The organism is Streptomyces sp. NPDC002520 (assembly GCF_053595235.1).
The window spans coordinates 1-17774 of sequence record NZ_JBSFXG010000032.1 but is presented as its reverse complement, the minus strand read 5'-3'; the positions used below and the strand labels follow the sequence as shown (position 1 = coordinate 17774).

The window sequence follows — 17774 nt, the reverse complement described above, 5'->3', positions numbered from 1 at the left end:
CGCGGGTAACCGCGCGAAAAATGAGGGTGGGCGAAGTTCATGGACGTGTTGCCGCTGCTGTTGCTGGTGGCGGGCAGTGCCGCGGTCGCGGGCGCGGCCCGGCGGACCGCGGTGCCGGCCCCCCTGCTGCTGGTCGCGGTCGGCCTCGCGGTGTCCTACGTGCCCGGGGTGCCCGGCTACACCCTCGACCCCGACGTGGTCCTGCCGCTGCTGCTGCCCCCGCTGCTGTACACCTCGGCGAGCGACAGCTCCTACCTGGACCTGAGGGCCCAGTTCCGACCGGTGGCGCTGCTGTCGGTGGGCTACGTGCTCTTCGCGACCGTCGTCGTCGGCTGGTCCGCCTACCTGCTCGTGCCCGGGATGCCGCTGACCGCCGCGCTGGTGCTGGGCGCGGTCGTGGCACCGCCGGACGCCGTGGCCGCCACCGCCGTCGCACGCCGGGTCGGACTGCCGTCCCGGATCACGACGATCCTCCAGGGCGAGTCCCTGCTGAACGACGCCACCGCGATCACCGCCTACAAGGTGGCCCTGGCCGCCGCCATCGGGGAGGGCGCGACCTGGGAGGGCGGCATCCGTGAGTTCCTGATCGCCGCGATCGGCGGCGTCGGCGTCGGCCTCGTCCTCATGGCACCCCTGCACTGGCTGCGCACGCATCTGAAGGAACCCCTCCTCCAGAACACCCTCTCCCTGCTGATCCCGTTCGTCGCCTACGGCGTCGCCGAGCAGGTGCACGCCTCCGGAGTCCTCGCCGTCGTGGTCGTCGCGCTCTACCTCGGCCACCGCGCGTGGGAGGTCGACTTCGCCACCCGGCTCCAGGAGGAGGCGGTGTGGAGGATGGTCGCCTTCATCCTCGAGTCCGCGGTCTTCGCCCTGATCGGCCTCCAGCTCCCGGTCGTCCTCGAAGGCCTCGGAGCGTACGAGGGCACGCGCGCCGCCCTGTACGCCTGCGTCCTCTTCCTCGTCGTCGTGGTGGCCCGGTTCGTGTGGGTCTACCCGGCGACGTTCCTGCCGCGCATGCTGTCGCAGCGCATCAGGGAACGCGAGGCGAATCCCACCTGGAGAGGCGCGATGGTCACCAGCTGGGCCGGCATGCGGGGCGTCGTCTCCCTCGCCATCGCCTTCTCCATCCCGATGACCGTGCACGGCGGCCAGCCCTTCCCGCAGCGCAATCTGATCCTCTTCCTGACCTTCACCACCGTCATCGGCACCCTGGTCGTGCAGGGGCTGTCCCTGCCCCCGCTGATCCACCTGCTGAAGTTCCCCGGCCGCGACCGCCAGGCCGAGACCCTCGCCGAGGCCAACGCCCAGGCACAGGCCTCCCGGGCCGCCGAGCGGCGCCTCGACGACCTCCTCGCCGACGAGCGCAACGCCCTGCCCCCGCCGCTCGCCGACCGGCTGCGCGCCGTCCTGGAGCGCCGCCGCAACGCCGTCTGGGAACGGCTCGGCCAGGTCAACCCGATCACCAGCGAGTCCGTCGACGACACCTACCGCCGGCTGTCCCGCGAGATGATCAGCTCCGAGCGGAACGTCTTCGTCAAGCTCCGCGACCTGCGCTACATCGACGACGAGATGCTGCGCTCGCTGCTGCGCAGGCTCGACCTGGAGGAGGCGGCGGCGTATCGGGAGGCGAGCTAGGCGGGCGGGACCGGAGAGGCCGGCGGCGTCGGCGGGAAGGGCCGTCCGGTGACGACCGCGGCGATCGACGTCCCGCGCGCGAAGGCGCCTTCTTCTGTCAGGGAGACAAGCCCGTACAGCAATTTGGCGACATACAGACGCTCCACCTGCAGGCCGTGCCGCCGCTCGAAGTCCGCCGCGAAGGCGTCGAGCTCCGGGGTCGTACGGGCGTAACCGCCGAAGTGGAAGCGGTCGTCCAGGGACCAGGCGCCGGTGCGGGTGCCGAACGTGCACTCCTGGAGGGCCTGTATGTCCGCCTCCAGGAAGCCGCCCTTGAGGACGGGTATGCCGAGCGCGCGCTGCCCGAAGTCCAGTCCGGCGGCGAGACCGGCGAGGGTGCCGCCGGTTCCGCAGGCCACCGCCACGACGTCGGCCCGGCCGCGCAGTTCCGCGCCGAGGGCCCGGCAACCGCGCACCGCCTCGGCGTTGCTGCCGCCCTCGGGCACGACGTACGCCTCCTCGGCGCCGGCCGCGCGCAGGATCGCGGCCAGGGTCCCCGGGTCGTTCTTGTGCCGGTACGTCGATCTGTCGACGAAGTGCAGGCGCATGCCGTCGGCCGCGCACCGGGCCAGTGACGGGTTGAGCGGGCGGTCCGCCAGCTCCTGGCCCCGGACCACGCCGACCGTGGGCAGCCCCAGGAGCCGGCCCGCCGCAGCGGTGGCCCGCAGATGGTTGGAATAGGCCCCGCCGAAGGTGACCAGCGGCCGCCCCTGCGCCGCCGCCGCTTCGACGTTCGGCACCAGCTTGCGCCACTTGTTGCCGATCAGCTCCGGGTGGACGAGGTCGTCCCGCTTGAGCAGCAGACGCACCCCATGACGGCCGAAACGGCTGTCCCGGACCTCCTGAAGAGGCGAGGGAAGCACGGGGGCGAGCGGGTCGGCGCTGGTCACGAGCCCATTGTCGCCTAGCGGGAAGGCCCGTGCCCCGGCCCGGCGCCCAGTCGGCCCTCAGTCCTTCCCGCCCTTGAGCCGCTCGGCGATCCGCTCCCGCAGCGACGCCATCGTGAAGCCCCGGGGATCCACCTTCCCCGGCTGCCACTCCCGATGGCCGATGACCGACCGCTCCGTCCAGCCGTGCCGTCGGCACACCGCGGCGGCGGCGCGTGCGATCGCGTCGAGCTGTCTCTCGGGCCAGGGGTCCTCGCCGTCGCCGAGGTTCTCGCACTCGAAGCCGTAGAAGTGCCGGTTGCCGTCGGTGTTCGCCTCGTTGTCCGGCGGCAGCCCCTTCTCGGCGGCCACCGCGCGCAGGACCTCGTCGTCGCCGAGGCCGGCGTGGTTGGCGCGGCCGTAGCCGACCAGATGGACCGTGCCGTCCTTGGTGATCACCCCGTGGCACAGCGGGCCGGGCAGATCGGCGCGGCCGTCCCGGCAGATCTCCACGGTGCGCGCGCTGCCCAGGGTGGCCGTGTGGTGGATCATCACGCCGTGGACCGGGCGCCAGGGGCCCTTGTGGTTGCGATCGTGATGCTGCCGGTCGCCGCATTCGACGACGGTGACACCCTCCGTTCGCAGAGCGTCGAGAAACGCGCTCGCGGACATGGGTGGGGACATGGCCGCCTCCTTCGTACCGTGCCCGGAGGCCGCCGGCCGCGGTCCTCTCGTACCGCAGCCTCTACCGAGAACGGACGTCTCGGACCAGCGCGTTCGTAGGCCGTGCGAGCCGATCCGGACACCTCGCGCAGCGTGGACAGGAGGTGGGTGAGGTCCCTCTTCCTGCCCAGTAGTCGGATGATCCATTCCCGCTCTTTCGGGTAATGGCGTGGCTGCTCTCCGTGATGGAAGCCTCGTCTGCGAGACCGGTGCCAGGTGAGAGCGGGGACCGGGCGTACATGGGAGGGCATTTCCTTATGTCGGTAGGCGAAGAGGTCCGCACGGATCAGGGCAAGCCGCAGCAGTCTCTCGGCACGGCGGCAGCGCGGAACCTGGCCACCACGACCAAGTCCGTACCCCAGATGCAGGAGATCAGCTCCCGCTGGCTCCTGCGCAGCCTGCCCTGGGTGGACGTACACGGCGGCACGTACCGGGTGAACCGGCGACTGACCTACGCCGTCGGTGACGGCCGCATCACCTTTGTGAAGACCGGCGACCAGGTGGAGGTCATCCCTGCCGAACTCGGCGAGCTGCCCGCGCTGCGGTCGTACGAGGACAACGACGTACTGACGGAGCTGGCCCGGCGCTGCCGGCAGCGGGACTTCGCGCCCGGCGACGTGATCGCCTCCTTCGGCAACCAGGCCGACAAGGTGTACCTGCTGGCCCACGGCAGGGTCGAGAAGGTCGGCACGGGCCCCTACGGCGACGACGCGGTCCTCGGGGTCCTCGGCGACGGCGCCTACTTCGGCGAGCAGGCGCTGGTGGACCCGGACGCCATCTGGGAGTACACCGCCCGCGCGGACACCGCCTGCACGGTGCTGATCCTCAGCCGCACGGACTTCGAGCAGGTCGCCGAGCGCGCCGACTCGCTGCGCGACCACCTCCAGGAGCTGCGGTCGGCCCCCGAGCAGCACACCAACAAGTACGGCGAGAAGGCGGTCGAGCTGGCGGCCGGTCATTCCGGCGAACCCGACATCCCGAACACCTTCGTCGACTACGAGGCCCGGCCGCGCGAGTACGAGCTGAGCATCGCCCAGACCGTGCTGCGCATCCACACGCGCGTGGCCGACCTGTACAACCAGCCGATGAACCAGACCGAGCAGCAGTTGCGGCTCACCGTCGAGGCGTTGAAGGAGCGCCAGGAGCACGAACTCGTCAACAACAGGGAGTTCGGCCTCCTCCACAACTGCGAGTACGACCAGCGGATCCAGCCGCACGACGGCGTCCCCGGCCCGGACGACATGGACGAGCTGCTCAGCCGCCGGCGCAGCACCAAGTTCTTCCTCGCCCACCCGCGCGCGATCGCCGCGTTCGGACGCGAGCTGAACAAGCGCGGACTGGTCCCGGAGACGATCGACGTCGGGGGCAACCGCATCCCGACCTGGCGGGGCGTGCCGATCTACCCGTGCAACAAGATCCCGGTCACCGAGGCCCGGACGACGTCGATCATCGCCATGCGTACCGGCGAGGCCGACCAGGGCGTCATCGGCCTGAGGCAGTCCGGCATCCCGGACGAGATCGAGCCGAGCCTGTCCGTGCGCTTCATGGGCATCAACGAACAGGCCATCATCAAGTACCTCGTGACCGCCTACTACTCGGCCGCCGTCCTGGTGCCCGACGCGCTCGGCGTGCTGGAGAACGTCGAGATCGGCCGGTGGAGGTGACGTTTCCGCACTTCGCGGCCGTGTTCCCGCCCTCCGGGGCGGGTACATCCTCGGGGTATGCGTCCAGCCGGAGTGGAAGCGCCGCCACGTCCGCGGACCACGCGAGGGGGGAATCATGGCCGAGTTCATGACGGAGACCGAGCAGGGTTCGACGGGCGAGGCAGGACCCGGCGGATCGGGGGAGGCGCCCGCGCCACCGGGAGCGCACCAGCGGCGCCGCCCGGCGGTTGACGCCGGGGCCGGGCCGCTCGACGGCCAGGAGGCGCTGGCGTTGCTGGAGCGCACCCGGGCCCTCGTCGACCCGGAGCTGCGCGCGGCCATCGAGTCGCTGCCCGGCTCCATGCGCCGGGTCGCCCTCTACCACTTCGGCTGGCAGCAGGCGGACGGCACTGCGGCGGCGGGTAACGCGGGCAAGGCGATCAGGCCCGCGCTCGTGCTCGCCGCGGCCACCGCGCTGGGCGGTCCCGGGGCGCGGGCGGCGGCCGTGCGGGCCGCCGCCGCGGTCGCCTCCCGGTACCCCTCGGCCTACTACCGGTACCCCTCGGCCTACTTCTCGGGGACCACCGTCGCCACGATCCGTTCGACCAGGCCCTCCGGCACGCTCACCCCGTCCAGGACGCCGTCCAGGACTCCGGGGAGGGTCAGGTGTTCCAGGATGAGGCCGAGCATCGCCAGGTAGAGGACGGTGACGGTCTCGTCCCCGCCGGGCAGGCCGGCCTCTCGGTGGAACTCCATGCCCTGCTCCAGATCGCCACGCACGGACGTGGTGAAGGAGGTGCGCAGTTCGGGGCGGCGGGTGGCCTCCAGGCGCATCTCCAGCAGGGCGAGATAGCCGGTGCGGTCGCGGACCGCGCGGCCCATGAGGTCCCGCATGAGGGCCGTGACCAACGCGCGGTCCCGGGCGCTTCGCAGCAGCTCCGCCATCACCTCGGGATCCGGCGCGAGCCGGATGTGCAGCCGGGCGTCGATCTGGCGGAGCAGGTCGTCGCGGCCGGTGAAGTAGTTCGAGGCGGTGCCGGTGGGCACGCCCGCATCGGCGTCCACGGCGCGGAACGTCAGCCCGCGCGCGCCCTCCCGCGCGAGTACCGCGATCCCAGCGTCCACCAGCGCCGCCCGCCGCTCCGGATTCCCCGCCATGCGGAACCACCTCTCTCACTTGCCCTCGTTCCGGGATGCGTCCCGGAAAAATGGAGCACTACAAGCTGAGTGGTTAACCGGCCGCTCGGCAGCCTACGAAAAGAGAACAGCTTGCGAAAGCTCACGTACTTCATCGCCTGCTCGCTCGACGGCTTCATCGGCGACGAGAACGGCGACGCCACGGCGATGTTCCGGTTCCTCGACGAGGAGTACCTCGCCTTCCTCAAGGCCGAGTTCCCGGAGACCCTGGCCACCCACGGCCGTAAGGCGCTCGGCGTCGATCACCTGGCGAACCGGCGGTTCGACACGATCGTCCAGGGCCGCGCCAGCTACGACCTGGCCCTGAAGGAGGGCATCACCAGCCCCTACGCCCACCTGCGCGAGTACGTCGCCTCGCGCACCCTGGGCACCTCGCCCGACCCGAACGTCGAGATCATCGCCGACGACCTGGTCGGCCGGATCCGCGAGCTGAAGGCGGAGGAGGGAGGGTTGGACATCTACCTGTGCGGCGGCTCGCAGGTCGCCGGAACCCTGCTCGCCGAGATCGACGAACTGGTCATCAAGAGCTACCCGATCGTCTACGGCACGGGTATGCCGATGTTCGCCACCGGCCTCGACATCACGGAGTTCACGCTGGACACGGTGCGCACCTTCGGCAACGGCGTGCTGGTGCGGTCGTACCGCAGGAAGCGCTGAGCCCCCGGCCGCCCTACCCTGAGGACATGGGCCGCGAGAAGCATGTCTGTCCCGTCTGCGGACAGCCCGCCGCCACGATCGTGGGACGGCACAAGACGCTGGGCGCCTGGGTGCCGGTGTGGGGCCCCGGCCCGTGCCGCAACCCCGACTGCCCGGCCTACGCGGCACCCGCCGAGCCCGCGGCCCCGGACGCCAAGTCCGTCGTCGCACCCCACCCCCACGCGTCCGCCGCGTCCGCCGCGTCCGCCGCGAAAAAAACCTGAGCGAGATCTCCGAGCGGTGTCGATGATTCCGGCCCGGCTCCGACGTCCCCTGTGAGAGCCGCCCGCCCAGGGCGGCCCAGCCGAAGGAGCGGACCATGAAGTACCTGGTGATGGTGCAGGGCACACAGGCGGACTACGAGGCGATGGCCGGCAAGCCCTCCGCGCACTCCCCGGCCTGGACCGAGGCGCAGCTCAAGGCCATGTACCTGTACATGGGCGCCATCAGCGACGACCTGGCCGAGTCCGGCGAACTCGTCGACGCCCAGGGCCTGGCCGAGCCCGCCCGGACCCGGCTGGTCGGGCGCGACAAGGCCGGCAACACGGTGATCACCGACGGCCCGTACGGCGAGACCAAGGAGCTGATGGCCGGCTACTGGGTGGTGGACTGTGCGAGCCTGGACCGGGTCACCGAGATCGCCGAACGCGTCACCCGCTGCCCCGGACCGGAGGGCCTGCCCGAGTACCCCGTGGTGATCCGGCCCATCATGGACGGCGCCGGGGACATCAGCGCCGAATGACCGGCGTCGCCGCATGACCGGCACCACCGGCACCGAGGAACTGCTGCGTCTGCACGCTCCGCAGGTCCTCGGTGCGCTGGTGCGGCGCTACGGGCATTTCGACGCAGCCGAGGACGCCGTCCAGGAGGCGCTGCTCGCGGCGGCGCGGCAGTGGCCCGAGAGCGGAGTGCCGGACAATCCGCGCGGCTGGCTGATCAAGGTGGCGGCCCGGCGGCTGACCGACGCGCTGCGCGCGGACGAGGCCCGGCGGGCGCGGGAGGAGCGGGCGGCCGCGCTCGCCGTCCGGATCGCCCCGTCCGACCGGGCGCCGCGCGAGGACGACACCCTCAGCCTGCTCTTCCTGTGCTGCCATCCCGATCTGGCCCCGGCCGCCCAGATCGCCCTCACCCTGCGCGCGGTCGGCGGCCTGACCACGGCGGAGATCGCCCGCGCGTACCTCGTACCGGAGGCGACCATGGCCCAGAGGATCAGCCGGGCCAAGAAAAGGGTCCGGGGCGCGCACTTCGGGCGGCCGGACAACTGGGCCGAGCGGCTACCCGCGGTTCTGCACACCCTGTACCTGATCTTCAACGAGGGGTACACGGCGACCTCGGGCACCGCCCTGCAGCGCCACGACCTCGCCGCCGAGGCGATCCGGCTGACCCGCACCATCCACCGGCTGCTGCCCGACGACGGCGAGAGCGCCGGCCTGCTCGCCCTGATGCTCCTCACCGACGCCCGCCGCACCGCGCGCACCGGTCCGCACGGCGAGTTGATCCCGCTCGACGAACAGGACCGCACCCGCTGGGACCGGACGGCGGTCGAGGAGGGCGTCACCCTCGTCACCGAGGCGCTGTCCCAGGGGCCGGCCGGTCCCTACGCGCTGCGCGCCGCGATCGCCGCAGTACACGACGAGGCACCTTCCAGCGAGGCCACCGACTGGCGGGAGATCCTCGGCCTCTACGACCTGCTCGTCCGTCAGGTCCCCGGCCCCGTCGAGCGCCTCAACCGCGCGGTGGCCGTCACCATGGTCCACGGTCCCCAGGCCGGCCTCGCGGAACTGGACGGAATGGAACGTGAGTTGGGCGGCAGCCACCGGCTGGACGCGGTCCGCGGGCACCTGTGGGAACGCGCGGGCGCCCACGACCGGGCCCGCGCCGCCTACGCCTCTGCCGCCGCCGGCACCCTCAGCCTGCCGGAACGGCGCTATCTGCAGACGCGCGCGGCCCGGCTGAAGCCGTAGCGTGGCCGTATGCCGAAGCTTCCGTACATCGTCCACCTCACCGAGCGCTCGCTGTGGGAGGAAGCCCGCGAGCGCGGCACCTACGAGGTGTCCACCCGGGGCCGCACCCTCCAGCAGGAGGGCTTCATCCACTTCTCCACCCGCGAGCAACTCCCGCGCGTCGGCGCCTTCCTGTACGGCGACTACGACGGCCCGGACGAGCTGGTGGTCCTCGTGGTGGACCCGGCCCTCCTGGGCGTGCCGCTCAAGTACGAGGCCATGGAGCCCGGCGGGGAGGAGTTCCCGCACGCGTACGGGCCGGTGCCCGTCGACGCCGTGGTGGACGTGGAACCCTGGGGCTGACGTCGGCCGCGCGCGGACGCCCGCAGACGCCCGCCGTCTCGGACAGCCGCGTCACGAACTCCCCGCGAGCACCGCGCGCTTCGGCGCCGGGACCGGGTCACGTAATCGAACGGCGCCTGTGTTCCAGGCGTCGGTCCGCCCGCAGTGCGGTGCGGCCGGTGCTCGTCCCCTCAGGACGCGGTCGCGGCGCGCAGGCTGCGGAAAAAGGCTCGGATGTCGCCGACGAGCAGGTCCGGCTCCTCCATCGCGGCGAAGTGGCCTCCCCGGTCGAACTCCGTCCAGCGGACGATGTTGTTGGTGCGTTCGGCGATGTGGCGCAGGACGATGAAGTTCTCCTGCGGGAAGGAGGCGAACGCGGTGGGGGCCGTCGAGGGCTCCGGCTGATCTCCCCCGTAGGCGGCGTGAGCGCGCTCGTAGTAGATGCGCCCGGAGGAGCCGGCGGTCCCGGTCAGCCAGTACAGCATCACGTTGGTCAGGAGATGGTCGCGGTCGACGGCGTCCTCCGGCCGGTCGACGGAGTCCGTCCAGTCCTTGAACTTCTCGGCGATCCAGGCGAGCTGGCCGACCGGTGAGTCGGAGAGTGCGTAGGCGAGTGTCTGCGGACGCGTGGACTGGATGTCCGCGTAGCCCTGCTTGTCGCGGCTCCACGCCCGCATCCGCTCCCAGGAGGCCCGGGTGCGCTCCCGTTCCGCGGGGCTGAGGGCGACGAGTTCCTCCTCGGTCGGCTCGGCCGTCGCCCCGGCGCCGGGGATCATGTTCAGATGGACGCCGATGACCCGGTCGGGGCGGATGCGGCCCAGTTCGCGGGAGATGGCCGATCCCCAGTCGCCGCCCTGGGCCCCGTATCGGTGGTAGCCCAGGCGCCGCATCAACTCGGCGAACGCGGCCGCGACTCGCTGGTACTCCCAGCCCTTTTCCCGGGTGGGGCCGGAGAACCCGAAGCCAGGGATGCTCGGCAGGACCAGATGGAAGGCGTCCGCAGGGTCGCCGCCGTGCGCCCGGGGATCGGTGAGCGGGCCGGCGATCCGATCGAACTCGACGATGGATCCGGGCCAGCCGTGCGTGATGATCAGCGGCATGGCATCCGGTTCCGGGGAGCGGATGTGCGCGAAGTGGATGTTGGTGCCGTCGATCGTGGTCATGAACTGCGGCCACCGGTTCAGGCGCGTCTCCGCCGCCCGCCAGTCGTACTCATGTCGCCAGTAGTGCGCAAGCTCCCGCAGGTAGTCACGCGGAACGCCGTAGGACCAGCCGACATCGGGCAGTTCGTCGGGCCAGCGGGTGCGGTCGAGGCGCTCCCTCAGATCGTCCAGATCGCTGTCGGGGACCGAGACTCGGAACGGTCGGATGGTGTCGTCCGGTGATGTCGCCATGGTGGTGCAGCTTAGGTGGGCCTGCCGTTTCCGACCTCGGCATTTTGTGCCGGCCCGGACGCCGTCATCTCTGCACCGGCAGAGACCGGGATGCCCCTGCGAGTCGGGTTGCCCGACTCGCACAGTGATCAGCCGCTTCGTACGGGACGCGGGGACGATCGCGAGCACCGGGCGCCGTCGCGCGGCCGAGTCAGGGCACGCTGGTGACGTCGGCCCAGTGGACGGCGCGTCCGGGTTCCTCGCGGTCGCCGTGCGCGGCGGTGAGCTGATCGACGATCTCCAGTCCGCGGCCGTGTTCGTCGGGCGTGCAGCCGGCCGCCCAGTCGCTGTGCGTGGCGGCGGGGCCTCCGTCGGACACCTCGATGTGCACTCGCTGGGTGCCCGGGTCGCGGCTCAGTCCGAAGTGCAGTGGGGGCAGGGCATGCTCCACGGCGTTGGTGACGAGTTCGCAGACGGTCAGAAGGACCGAGTCGGCCGCGTCCTCGGCGACGCTCCACCGGGTCAGCAGCTCTCTGGTGATCTTGCGGGCTTCGCCGGCGGCTTCCGGGCGGTGCGCCAGGGTCCATGTGCCGCCGGATGCAGACGGTCTGCGAGCAGGACCCTGCCGTGGGGGTGCCTCTGTGGCGTAGGTGCAGGTCACGGTCATCACCTTCCTCCGGCGCCGCCGTGGCGCCTTGGTTGTGACCAGAACCCCTGACGGTCTACGACCTGCATATCACTCATCTATATAGATTGTCTATATAGATGGAAAATATAGACATGTTATATAGAAGGGTGATATAGGTGTGTGTATGGATGAGGCACCCGAAGAGGGTCGCCAGGAGGTGGCGGCGGCGCTGAACGAGCTGGCCACCGGGATGGTCAGACACCTTCTGTCGGAGCGGCAGAGCATGAGTCTGACCACCGCCGCGGCGCTCAGTCGGCTGGAGCGGGAAGGTCCGATCCGGCTGACCGCGCTGGCAGCGGCGGAGGGCATCGCCCAGCCGTCGATGACCGCCCTGGTGCATCGGCTGGAAGACCAGGGCCTGGCCACTCGAGTGGGCCATCCCGGAGACGGGCGGGTCCGCCTGGTCGCCATCACGGAAGCCGGGCGAGAGCTGATGGCCGAGCGCCGGCGCGCGCAGTGTGCCCGGGTGGCCGACATGCTGGCCGCGTTGCCCGAGCAGGACGTGCGGGTACTGGGCGAGGCCATGCGCACGGCCCTGCCCATCGTGCGGCGGATGGTCCAAGCCCCCTCGGAGCCAAGCGCTTCCGGCGGCGAATCGCCCTCCTGAGCCTCCCGAGCCTCCTGAGCCTGCTGGCCACGCTCTTCGGTGTCTCCTCCGGCAGGCGGGACCTGCTCCGCTGCCCCGTCGCGCACCGCGCGCGCCGGGGCCCGGTCCCGGCACTGCCCCCGTATCCGACTTCGGAAAGGGCGGAGAACCATGAGCACCTTCTCGGCACCCGGCACCGATGTGCCGTCGGCGCAGGTACCGGACTACCCCATGACCCGGGCCGCCCGCTGTCCCTTCGACCCGCCGCCGGCCCTGCACACCCTGCGGGACCAGGCTCCGATCAGCCGGGTGCGGCTGTGGGACGGCAGCACCCCGTGGCTGGTCACCCGCTACGACGACGTACGGGCTCTGCTGGCCGATCCGCGGATCAGCTCGGAGAGCAACCTCCCGCACTACCCCCATCTGAGCCCGGCCCAAAGAGAGCGCCGGAGGCAGTCGCGGACCTTCATCAACATGGACGATCCGGAGCACGCCCGGCTTCGCCGGATGGTCACCGCGGCCTTTTCCATCAGGCGGGTGGAGGCGCTGCGGCCTGCCATTCAGAAGATCGTCGATGGTCTGATCGACACCCTGCTCGCCGGGCCCAAGCCGGTGGACCTGGTCCCGGCGTTCGCGTTGCCGGTGCCGTCGCTGGTGATCTGCGAGCTGCTCGGTGTCCCGTATGCCGACCACGACTTCTTCCAGGCCAACAGCAAGATCCTGATCAAGCGCACCAGCACCGTGGAGCAGGCGCGAGTGGCCACACAGCAGCTGCTCGACTACCTGGACCGGCAGATCGGCGTCAAACTCGCCCGCCCGGCCGACGACGTGCTCTCCACGCTGGCCGCGCGGGTCAAGGCCGGTGAACTCTCCCGGCGTGAGGCGGTCGGCATGGGAATGCTGCTGCTGACCGCCGGGCACGAGACCACCGCGAACATGATCGCGCTGGGCACCCTGGCCCTGCTGCGGAACCCGGACCAGCTGGACCGGCTGCGCGGGAGCGACGACCCGAAGACGGTCGCCTCGGCGGTCGAGGAACTCCTGCGCTATCTCACCATCGTGCACAGCGGACGCCGCCGGGTGGCCCTGGCGGACATCGACGTCGGCGGTGTGACCATCCGCACCGGGGAGGGCGTCGTCCTCGCCAACGACGTCGCGAACCGCGATCCCGACGCCTTCCCCGCCCCCGACCACCTGGACATCGACCGCAACCCCCGCCATCACGTGGCCTTCGGCTTCGGCGTCCACCAGTGCCTGGGCCAGCCGCTGGCCCGGGTGGAGTTGCAGGTCGTCTACAGCACGCTCTACCGCCGCATCCCCACGTTGAAGCTCGCCGTGGATCTCGACGAGATCCCGTTCAAGCACGACGGGAACGTCTACGGCGTCTACGAGCTGCCCGTCACCTGGTGAGCGCGGCCGACTGCCGTGCGGGAAAGGAGGACCCGATGAAGGTGATCGTCGACCAGAACAAGTGCGTGGCCTCCGGGCAGTGCGTGCTGAGCGCACCGGACGTGTTCGACCAGCGCGAGGAGGACGGCATCGTCGTCCTGCGCGTCGAGACCGTGCCGGAGGGTCTCGCGGACGACGTCCGACAGGCCGCCGCCCTCTGCCCGGCCCAGGCGATCTGGGTGGAGGAACAGGAGGACGAGCTGTGAAGCGGACAGTCATCGTGGGAGCCTCCGCCGCCGGCCTGAGCGCGGCCGAGACCCTCCGCCGCCGCGGCTGGGGCGGCACCCTCACGCTGATCGGTGAGGAGTCCCGACCGCCGTACGACCGGCCTCCGCTGTCCAAGCAGATCCTGACCGGCGCCTGGGAGCCCCAACGCGCCACCCTGCGCTCCCTACCGGATCTCACACGGCTGCGGGCCGACCTGCGGCTCGGACAACGCGCCGTCGCCCTCGACATCCCGGGCCGCCGGGTGCGCCTGGGAGGCGGCGAGAGCATCGGCTTCGACGCGCTGGTCATCGCCACCGGTGTGGCCCCCCGGCGCCTTCCCGACAGCGATCTGGCCGGAGTCCATGTCCTGCGCACGCTCGACGACGCCCTCGCCCTGCGCGCCGCGCTGCTCGCCGGGCCCCGGGTGGTCGTGGTCGGCGCCGGATTCCTCGGCACCGAGGTGGCCGCGGCCGCCCGGACCATGGGCCTGGAGGTGACCGTGGCCGAGCCGGAACCGGTCCCGGTGCGGCGCCCGTTCGGGGACCGGATCGGTGCGCTCGTCGCCGAGTTGCACAGGAGCCACGGAACACGCCTGCACTGCGGGGTGCCGGTACGCCGGCTGCGTGCGGCCGGCGGCCGGGTGACCGGAGTGGAACTCGGCGACGGCACCACACTGCCGGCCGACGTCGTCGTCCTGGCCCTCGGCGCCGCGCCCGCGACCGGCTGGCTGGAAGGTTCGGGCCTGCGGCTGGGAGACGGGGTGGAGTGCGACGCGCATTGCCGGGCGGCCCCCGGGATCTACGCCGCCGGCGACGTCGCCTCCTGGCCCAACGCGCACTTCGGCACCCGCATGCGGCTGGAGCACCGGATGAACGCCACCGAACAGGCCATGGCCGCGGCCGGCAACCTGCTCGGCGACGCCACCCCGTTCGCTCCCGTGCCCTACTTCTGGACCGACCAGTACGACACCAGGATCCAGGCGTACGGGATCTTCCCGCGGGACGCGGAGACGCGGATCGTCCACGGCGACACGTCGGACGGCCACTTCGCCGCCGCCTACGGGCACCACGGGAGGGTGGTCGGCGTACTCGGCTGGAACGCTCCGCGCCAGGTCCGCACGCTGCGCCGCTTGGTCGTCGACCACGCGTCATGGACCGGCTTCGCGGCCGCACCCGCGCTCAGCCCGGCAAGCGTGAACTGACCCGCAGGTTCCACAGGAAGCATTCTCGTCCCACCGGAAGCAAGGAGGGATGACCGCTGGTGACCACCGACCGAACTCCCGTCCATGCCGGGCGAGGAGGTCATCCCATGCCTCCAACCACCGCCGCTGGAAGGCGGAGTGGAACCGCGCCCGCAGGGCGCTTCGGGCGGCCGAGGACGAGGCTGCCGAGCGCGAGGGCCGCAAGCCCGCCGAACTGCTGCACTCCAAGTCCGCCGAACTGCCCGACATGGTGACCCGCGACCAGCGGGCACTGCTACGCCTCCGCGCTCATCACCGGCGGCGCGGGTGTCCAGCAGGTCAAGCAGGTCCAACCGGTCCTTGGCCACGCGCCGCCGGCATCACACTGCGGATCCACGTCCACCCGTGGCCGGGCGAAAAAGACCGCACCCGGGCCGTCAGGGGCGCCGGGGTGGGCGGCCTGCGGGCCGGGTGCGGGCAGGGAGACACTGCAACCAAGGAAATCGCAGGTCAGATGGCATGATCGAAGATCAGGCCTTCTTGGTCTCCCAGAAGATCTTGTCGATCTGGGCGATGTAGTCCAGCGCCTTCTGGCCGGTGGCCGGGTCGGTGGACGCCTTGGCGGCCGAGAGGGCCTTCAGGGTGTCGTTGACCAGCTGGTGCAGCTCCGGGTACTTCTCGAAGTGCGGGGCCTTGAAGTAGTCGCTCCAGAGCACGGAGACGTGGTGCTTCGCCAGCTCGGCGCGCTGCTCCTTGATGACAATGGCGCGAGCCTGGAAGTGCGGGTCGTCGTTGGCGGCCATCTTGTCCTGCACGGCCTTCACCGACTCCGCCTCGATGCGGGCCTGGGCCGGGTCGTACACGCCGCAGGGCAGGTCGCAGTGGGCGCTGACCTTGACCTTGGGGGCAAACAGGCGGGAAAGCATGGAGCGTTCCTTCCTCGTGATCGTCTTCTCAGGTGGGACATTACTCCCTGCGGGACGGGTTTTCCCGAGTGCCCCCCAGGGCTTAGGACAAAAGTCCAGGGTGAGACTGAGACTGGTGGAGGAACGGACCGGGGAGGTGCCGGGGATGCCGGAGCTGTCGCAGGAGACGGAACGGGGGAGGGCCGTGGCGCCCTTCGGGGTGGCCGAGGTGACGGGGCCGTCCATGGTGCCCACGCTGCACCACGGGGACCGGCTGCTGTTGCAGTACGGGGCCTCGGTCAGGCCGGGGAACGTCGTCGTCCTGCGCCATCCCTTCCAGCAGGACCTGCTGGTCGTCAAGCGGGCCGTGGAGCGCCGCGACGGCGGCTGGTGGGTGCTCGGCGACAACCCCTACGCGGGCGGGGACAGCACCGACTACGGGGTCGTGCCGGAGGACCTGATCCTCGGGAAGGCGTGGCTGCGGCTCCGGCCCATCGGCAACCGTCAGCGTTCGCCGCTCGCGCTGCTGCGCTGGGCGCTCTCGGCGGCCCGGCCGCTGCTGTCGGGCCGGTCGGCATCCAGGCGCTTGCGGGCCCGGTAGGCGGCCACGTTGGCGCGGGTGGCGCAGCGGTCGGAGCAGTAGCGCCGGGACCGGTTCGTGGAGGTGTCCAGATAGGCGTTGCGGCACGGGGCCGCCTCGCACAGGCCCAGGCGGTCGACGCCGTACTCGGTGAGGTGGAAGGCCAGGCCCATCGCCGCGATCGCCGCGAAGCCGGCGGTGGGGTTGGACGGGTGGTCGGCCAGGTGCATGTGCCACAGCGGGCGGCCGTCCTCGTCGCGGTGGTCGTGGCCGGAGATCTGCGGGCTGACCGGGAACTCCAGGAGGAGGGAGTTCAGCAGGTCGACGGCCAGGGTCTCGTCGCCCTGGTCGGCCGCCTCGAAGACGGCGCGCAGCCGGGCCCGGACCGACCGGAAGCGCGTGACATCGGCGTCGGTGGCGCGGCGGGCCGCCGACGAGTTCGCGCCGAGGCCCGCGCCGAAGAGGTCGCGGACGGCCTCGACCGAGGTCAGGGAGTCCTTGCCGCGGACCGGCTCCTCGCTGTTGACGAGGCGTACCGCGTAATCCGAGTAATAGGCCAGTTCCACTTGTAGTCCTTACGGGGGCGCTCTATGGTCGTTTCTGCGGTCGGGTAACAGCCGGTCGTGCTTCCAGGGTATTACGCATCTCTGAGGGGGCCGAGAAAACATGACCACCACGACCGGAACCGACTGGGCCGCGTGGCAGGAGAGCTGGGACCGGCAGCAGGAGTGGTACATGCCGGACCGCGAGGAGCGGTTCCGGATCATGCTCGACATGGTCGAGGCGCTCGTCGGCACGGCACCACGCGTGCTGGACCTCGCCTGCGGCACGGGCACCATCACCGCCCGGCTGCTGGCGCGCTTCCCCGAGGCCACCAGTACCGGCGTCGACCTCGACCCGGCACTGCTCGCCATCGCCCGCGGCACCTTCGAGGGCGACGACCGGGTCTCCTTCGTCACCGGGGACCTCAAGGACCCCGCCTGGCCGGCGAAGCTGCCGTACGACTCCTACGACGCGGTCCTGACCGCCACGGCCCTGCACTGGCTCCACAGCGAACCTCTCGCGGCCCTCTACGGTCAGGTCGCGGAGCTGGTCCGCGACGGCGGTGTCTTCATGAACGCGGACCACATGATCGACGACACCACGCCCCGGATCAACGCGGCCGAGCGCGCCCAGCGGCACACCCGCATGGATCAGGCCAGGCGCGGCGGTGCGCTGGACTGGGCGCAGTGGTGGCAGCTGGCCGCGAAGGACCCGGTCCTCGCCGAGCCCACCGCCCGTCGCTTCGAGATCTACGGTGAGCACGCCGACGGGGACATGCCGTCCGTGGCCTGGCACGCGCGGGTCCTTCGGGAGAAGGGGTTCGGGGAGGCGCGTTCGGTGTGGTGCTCGCCGTCCGACACGCTGCTGCTGGCGCTCAAGTAGGTCCAGCGGGACTGTCGGGCGGGATCGTCGGGCGGGGCGGTCGGGTTCGGCGTGCCTGAACGCACGCTCCGAGGGAATACCGAAGGGCGGTACGGAATCCCCGTACCGCCCTTCTTCAGCGAAGCGTCACAGCACCTTGGACAGGAACGACTGCGTCCGCTCGTGCTGCGGGTTCGTCAGGACCTCGCGCGGGTGGCCGGACTCGACCACGACGCCCTCGTCCATGAAGACCAGGCTGTCGCCCACCTCGCGGGCGAAGCCCATCTCGTGGGTGACGACGACCATCGTCATGCCGGA

Annotated in this window: 20 protein-coding genes and 2 pseudogenes; 14 read left to right on the top strand and 8 right to left on the bottom strand. The window is 71.2% G+C overall.

Going from position 1 to position 17774, the window contains the following annotated elements:
- Positions 1–39: 39 nt before the first annotated feature.
- Positions 40–1635 (top strand): Na+/H+ antiporter, encoded by a 1596-nt coding sequence (locus ACWD5D_RS33260; RefSeq protein WP_451376513.1) that lies wholly within the window; start codon positions 40–42, stop codon positions 1633–1635.
- Here ACWD5D_RS33260 and ACWD5D_RS33255 read toward each other — a convergent pair.
- Complete coding sequence (locus ACWD5D_RS33255; RefSeq protein ID WP_451376512.1) at positions 1632–2564, bottom strand: 1-aminocyclopropane-1-carboxylate deaminase/D-cysteine desulfhydrase; 933 nt, start codon at positions 2562–2564, stop codon at positions 1632–1634. The genes ACWD5D_RS33260 and ACWD5D_RS33255 overlap by 4 nt on opposite strands.
- A gap of 57 nt (positions 2565–2621) precedes the next feature.
- Positions 2622–3224: an N-acetylmuramoyl-L-alanine amidase gene (locus ACWD5D_RS33250; protein WP_451376511.1), complete on the bottom strand. Its 603-nt coding sequence runs from the start codon at positions 3222–3224 to the stop codon at positions 2622–2624.
- A 296-nt stretch (positions 3225–3520) separates the two neighbouring features.
- On the opposite strand from ACWD5D_RS33250, the gene ACWD5D_RS33245 reads away from it, so the two are divergent.
- Positions 3521–4927, top strand: coding sequence for a family 2B encapsulin nanocompartment shell protein (locus ACWD5D_RS33245; RefSeq protein WP_451376510.1), 1407 nt, complete (start codon positions 3521–3523; stop codon positions 4925–4927).
- Positions 4928–5042: 115 nt separating this feature from the next.
- Positions 5043–5432 (top strand): annotated as a pseudogene (locus ACWD5D_RS33240) (polyprenyl synthetase family protein); the annotation flags it as partial.
- 41 nt (positions 5433–5473) lie between these two features.
- On the opposite strand, the gene ACWD5D_RS33235 reads toward ACWD5D_RS33240, so the two are convergent.
- Positions 5474–6064: a TetR/AcrR family transcriptional regulator gene (locus ACWD5D_RS33235; RefSeq protein ID WP_451376509.1), complete on the bottom strand. Its 591-nt coding sequence runs from the start codon at positions 6062–6064 to the stop codon at positions 5474–5476.
- A gap of 111 nt (positions 6065–6175) precedes the next feature.
- Here ACWD5D_RS33235 and ACWD5D_RS33230 point away from each other — a divergent pair, with 111 nt between their 5' ends.
- The 5 genes from ACWD5D_RS33230 (at position 6176) to ACWD5D_RS33210 (ending at position 9105) form a co-directional block, all read left to right on the top strand.
- Positions 6176–6760 carry a dihydrofolate reductase family protein gene (locus ACWD5D_RS33230; protein WP_451376508.1) on the top strand — a complete coding sequence of 195 codons (585 nt, stop codon included), beginning with the start codon at positions 6176–6178 and terminating at the stop codon, positions 6758–6760.
- A 26-nt stretch (positions 6761–6786) separates the two neighbouring features.
- The gene (locus ACWD5D_RS33225) at positions 6787–7023 is read left to right on the top strand and encodes a hypothetical protein (protein WP_451376507.1); all 237 of its coding nucleotides are present in this window, start codon (positions 6787–6789) and stop codon (positions 7021–7023) included.
- Between the two features lie 95 nt (positions 7024–7118).
- Positions 7119–7541 carry a YciI family protein gene (locus ACWD5D_RS33220; protein ID WP_451376506.1) on the top strand — a complete coding sequence of 141 codons (423 nt, stop codon included), beginning with the start codon at positions 7119–7121 and terminating at the stop codon, positions 7539–7541.
- A 13-nt stretch (positions 7542–7554) separates the two neighbouring features.
- On the top strand, positions 7555–8763 hold the full coding sequence (locus tag ACWD5D_RS33215; RefSeq protein ID WP_451376505.1) for an RNA polymerase sigma factor: 1209 nt from the start codon (positions 7555–7557) through the stop codon (positions 8761–8763).
- A 9-nt stretch (positions 8764–8772) separates the two neighbouring features.
- Positions 8773–9105: a DUF952 domain-containing protein gene (locus tag ACWD5D_RS33210; protein WP_451376504.1), complete on the top strand. Its 333-nt coding sequence runs from the start codon at positions 8773–8775 to the stop codon at positions 9103–9105.
- 170 nt (positions 9106–9275) lie between these two features.
- Here ACWD5D_RS33210 and ACWD5D_RS33205 read toward each other — a convergent pair whose 3' ends face one another.
- A complete protein-coding gene (locus ACWD5D_RS33205; protein ID WP_451376503.1) occupies positions 9276–10478 on the bottom strand; it encodes an epoxide hydrolase family protein in 1203 nt (400 codons plus the stop codon).
- Positions 10479–10668: 190 nt separating this feature from the next.
- Entirely contained in the window at positions 10669–11118 is a 450-nt protein-coding gene (locus ACWD5D_RS33200) for an ATP-binding protein (protein WP_451376502.1), read from the bottom strand.
- A gap of 151 nt (positions 11119–11269) precedes the next feature.
- Between ACWD5D_RS33200 and ACWD5D_RS33195 the strand changes: the two genes are divergently transcribed.
- The 4 genes from ACWD5D_RS33195 to ACWD5D_RS33180 all read left to right on the top strand — a co-directional run bounded on the left by ACWD5D_RS33195 (position 11270) and on the right by ACWD5D_RS33180 (position 14588).
- Complete coding sequence (locus ACWD5D_RS33195) at positions 11270–11752, top strand: MarR family winged helix-turn-helix transcriptional regulator (protein WP_451376501.1); 483 nt, start codon at positions 11270–11272, stop codon at positions 11750–11752.
- A 150-nt stretch (positions 11753–11902) separates the two neighbouring features.
- A complete protein-coding gene (locus ACWD5D_RS33190) occupies positions 11903–13141 on the top strand; it encodes a cytochrome P450 (RefSeq protein WP_451376500.1) in 1239 nt (412 codons plus the stop codon).
- A 35-nt stretch (positions 13142–13176) separates the two neighbouring features.
- Complete coding sequence (locus ACWD5D_RS33185; protein WP_451376499.1) at positions 13177–13386, top strand: ferredoxin; 210 nt, start codon at positions 13177–13179, stop codon at positions 13384–13386.
- A complete protein-coding gene (locus ACWD5D_RS33180) occupies positions 13383–14588 on the top strand; it encodes an NAD(P)/FAD-dependent oxidoreductase (protein WP_451376498.1) in 1206 nt (401 codons plus the stop codon). The genes ACWD5D_RS33185 and ACWD5D_RS33180 overlap by 4 nt, the downstream gene beginning before the upstream one ends.
- Positions 14589–15097: 509 nt before the next feature.
- On the opposite strand, the gene sodN is transcribed toward ACWD5D_RS33180, so the two are convergent.
- Positions 15098–15493, bottom strand: a complete 396-nt coding sequence (gene sodN / locus ACWD5D_RS33175; protein WP_451376497.1) for a superoxide dismutase, Ni — start codon at positions 15491–15493, stop codon at positions 15098–15100.
- 145 nt (positions 15494–15638) lie between these two features.
- On the opposite strand from sodN, the gene sodX reads away from it, so the two are divergent.
- Entirely contained in the window at positions 15639–16073 is a 435-nt protein-coding gene (gene sodX / locus ACWD5D_RS33170; RefSeq protein WP_451376575.1) for a nickel-type superoxide dismutase maturation protease, read from the top strand.
- Here the strand turns inward: sodX and ACWD5D_RS33165 are convergent.
- On the bottom strand, positions 15977–16618 hold the full coding sequence (locus ACWD5D_RS33165; RefSeq protein WP_451376496.1) for a CGNR zinc finger domain-containing protein: 642 nt from the start codon (positions 16616–16618) through the stop codon (positions 15977–15979). The genes sodX and ACWD5D_RS33165 overlap by 97 nt on opposite strands.
- 100 nt (positions 16619–16718) lie before the next feature.
- Here ACWD5D_RS33165 and ACWD5D_RS33160 point away from each other — a divergent pair, with 100 nt between their 5' ends.
- Positions 16719–17477, top strand: coding sequence for a class I SAM-dependent methyltransferase (locus tag ACWD5D_RS33160; RefSeq protein WP_451376495.1), 759 nt, complete (start codon positions 16719–16721; stop codon positions 17475–17477).
- Positions 17478–17603: 126 nt separating this feature from the next.
- Here the strand turns inward: ACWD5D_RS33160 and ACWD5D_RS33155 are convergent.
- Positions 17604–17774: pseudogene (locus ACWD5D_RS33155) on the bottom strand (ectoine/hydroxyectoine ABC transporter ATP-binding protein EhuA); the annotation flags it as partial.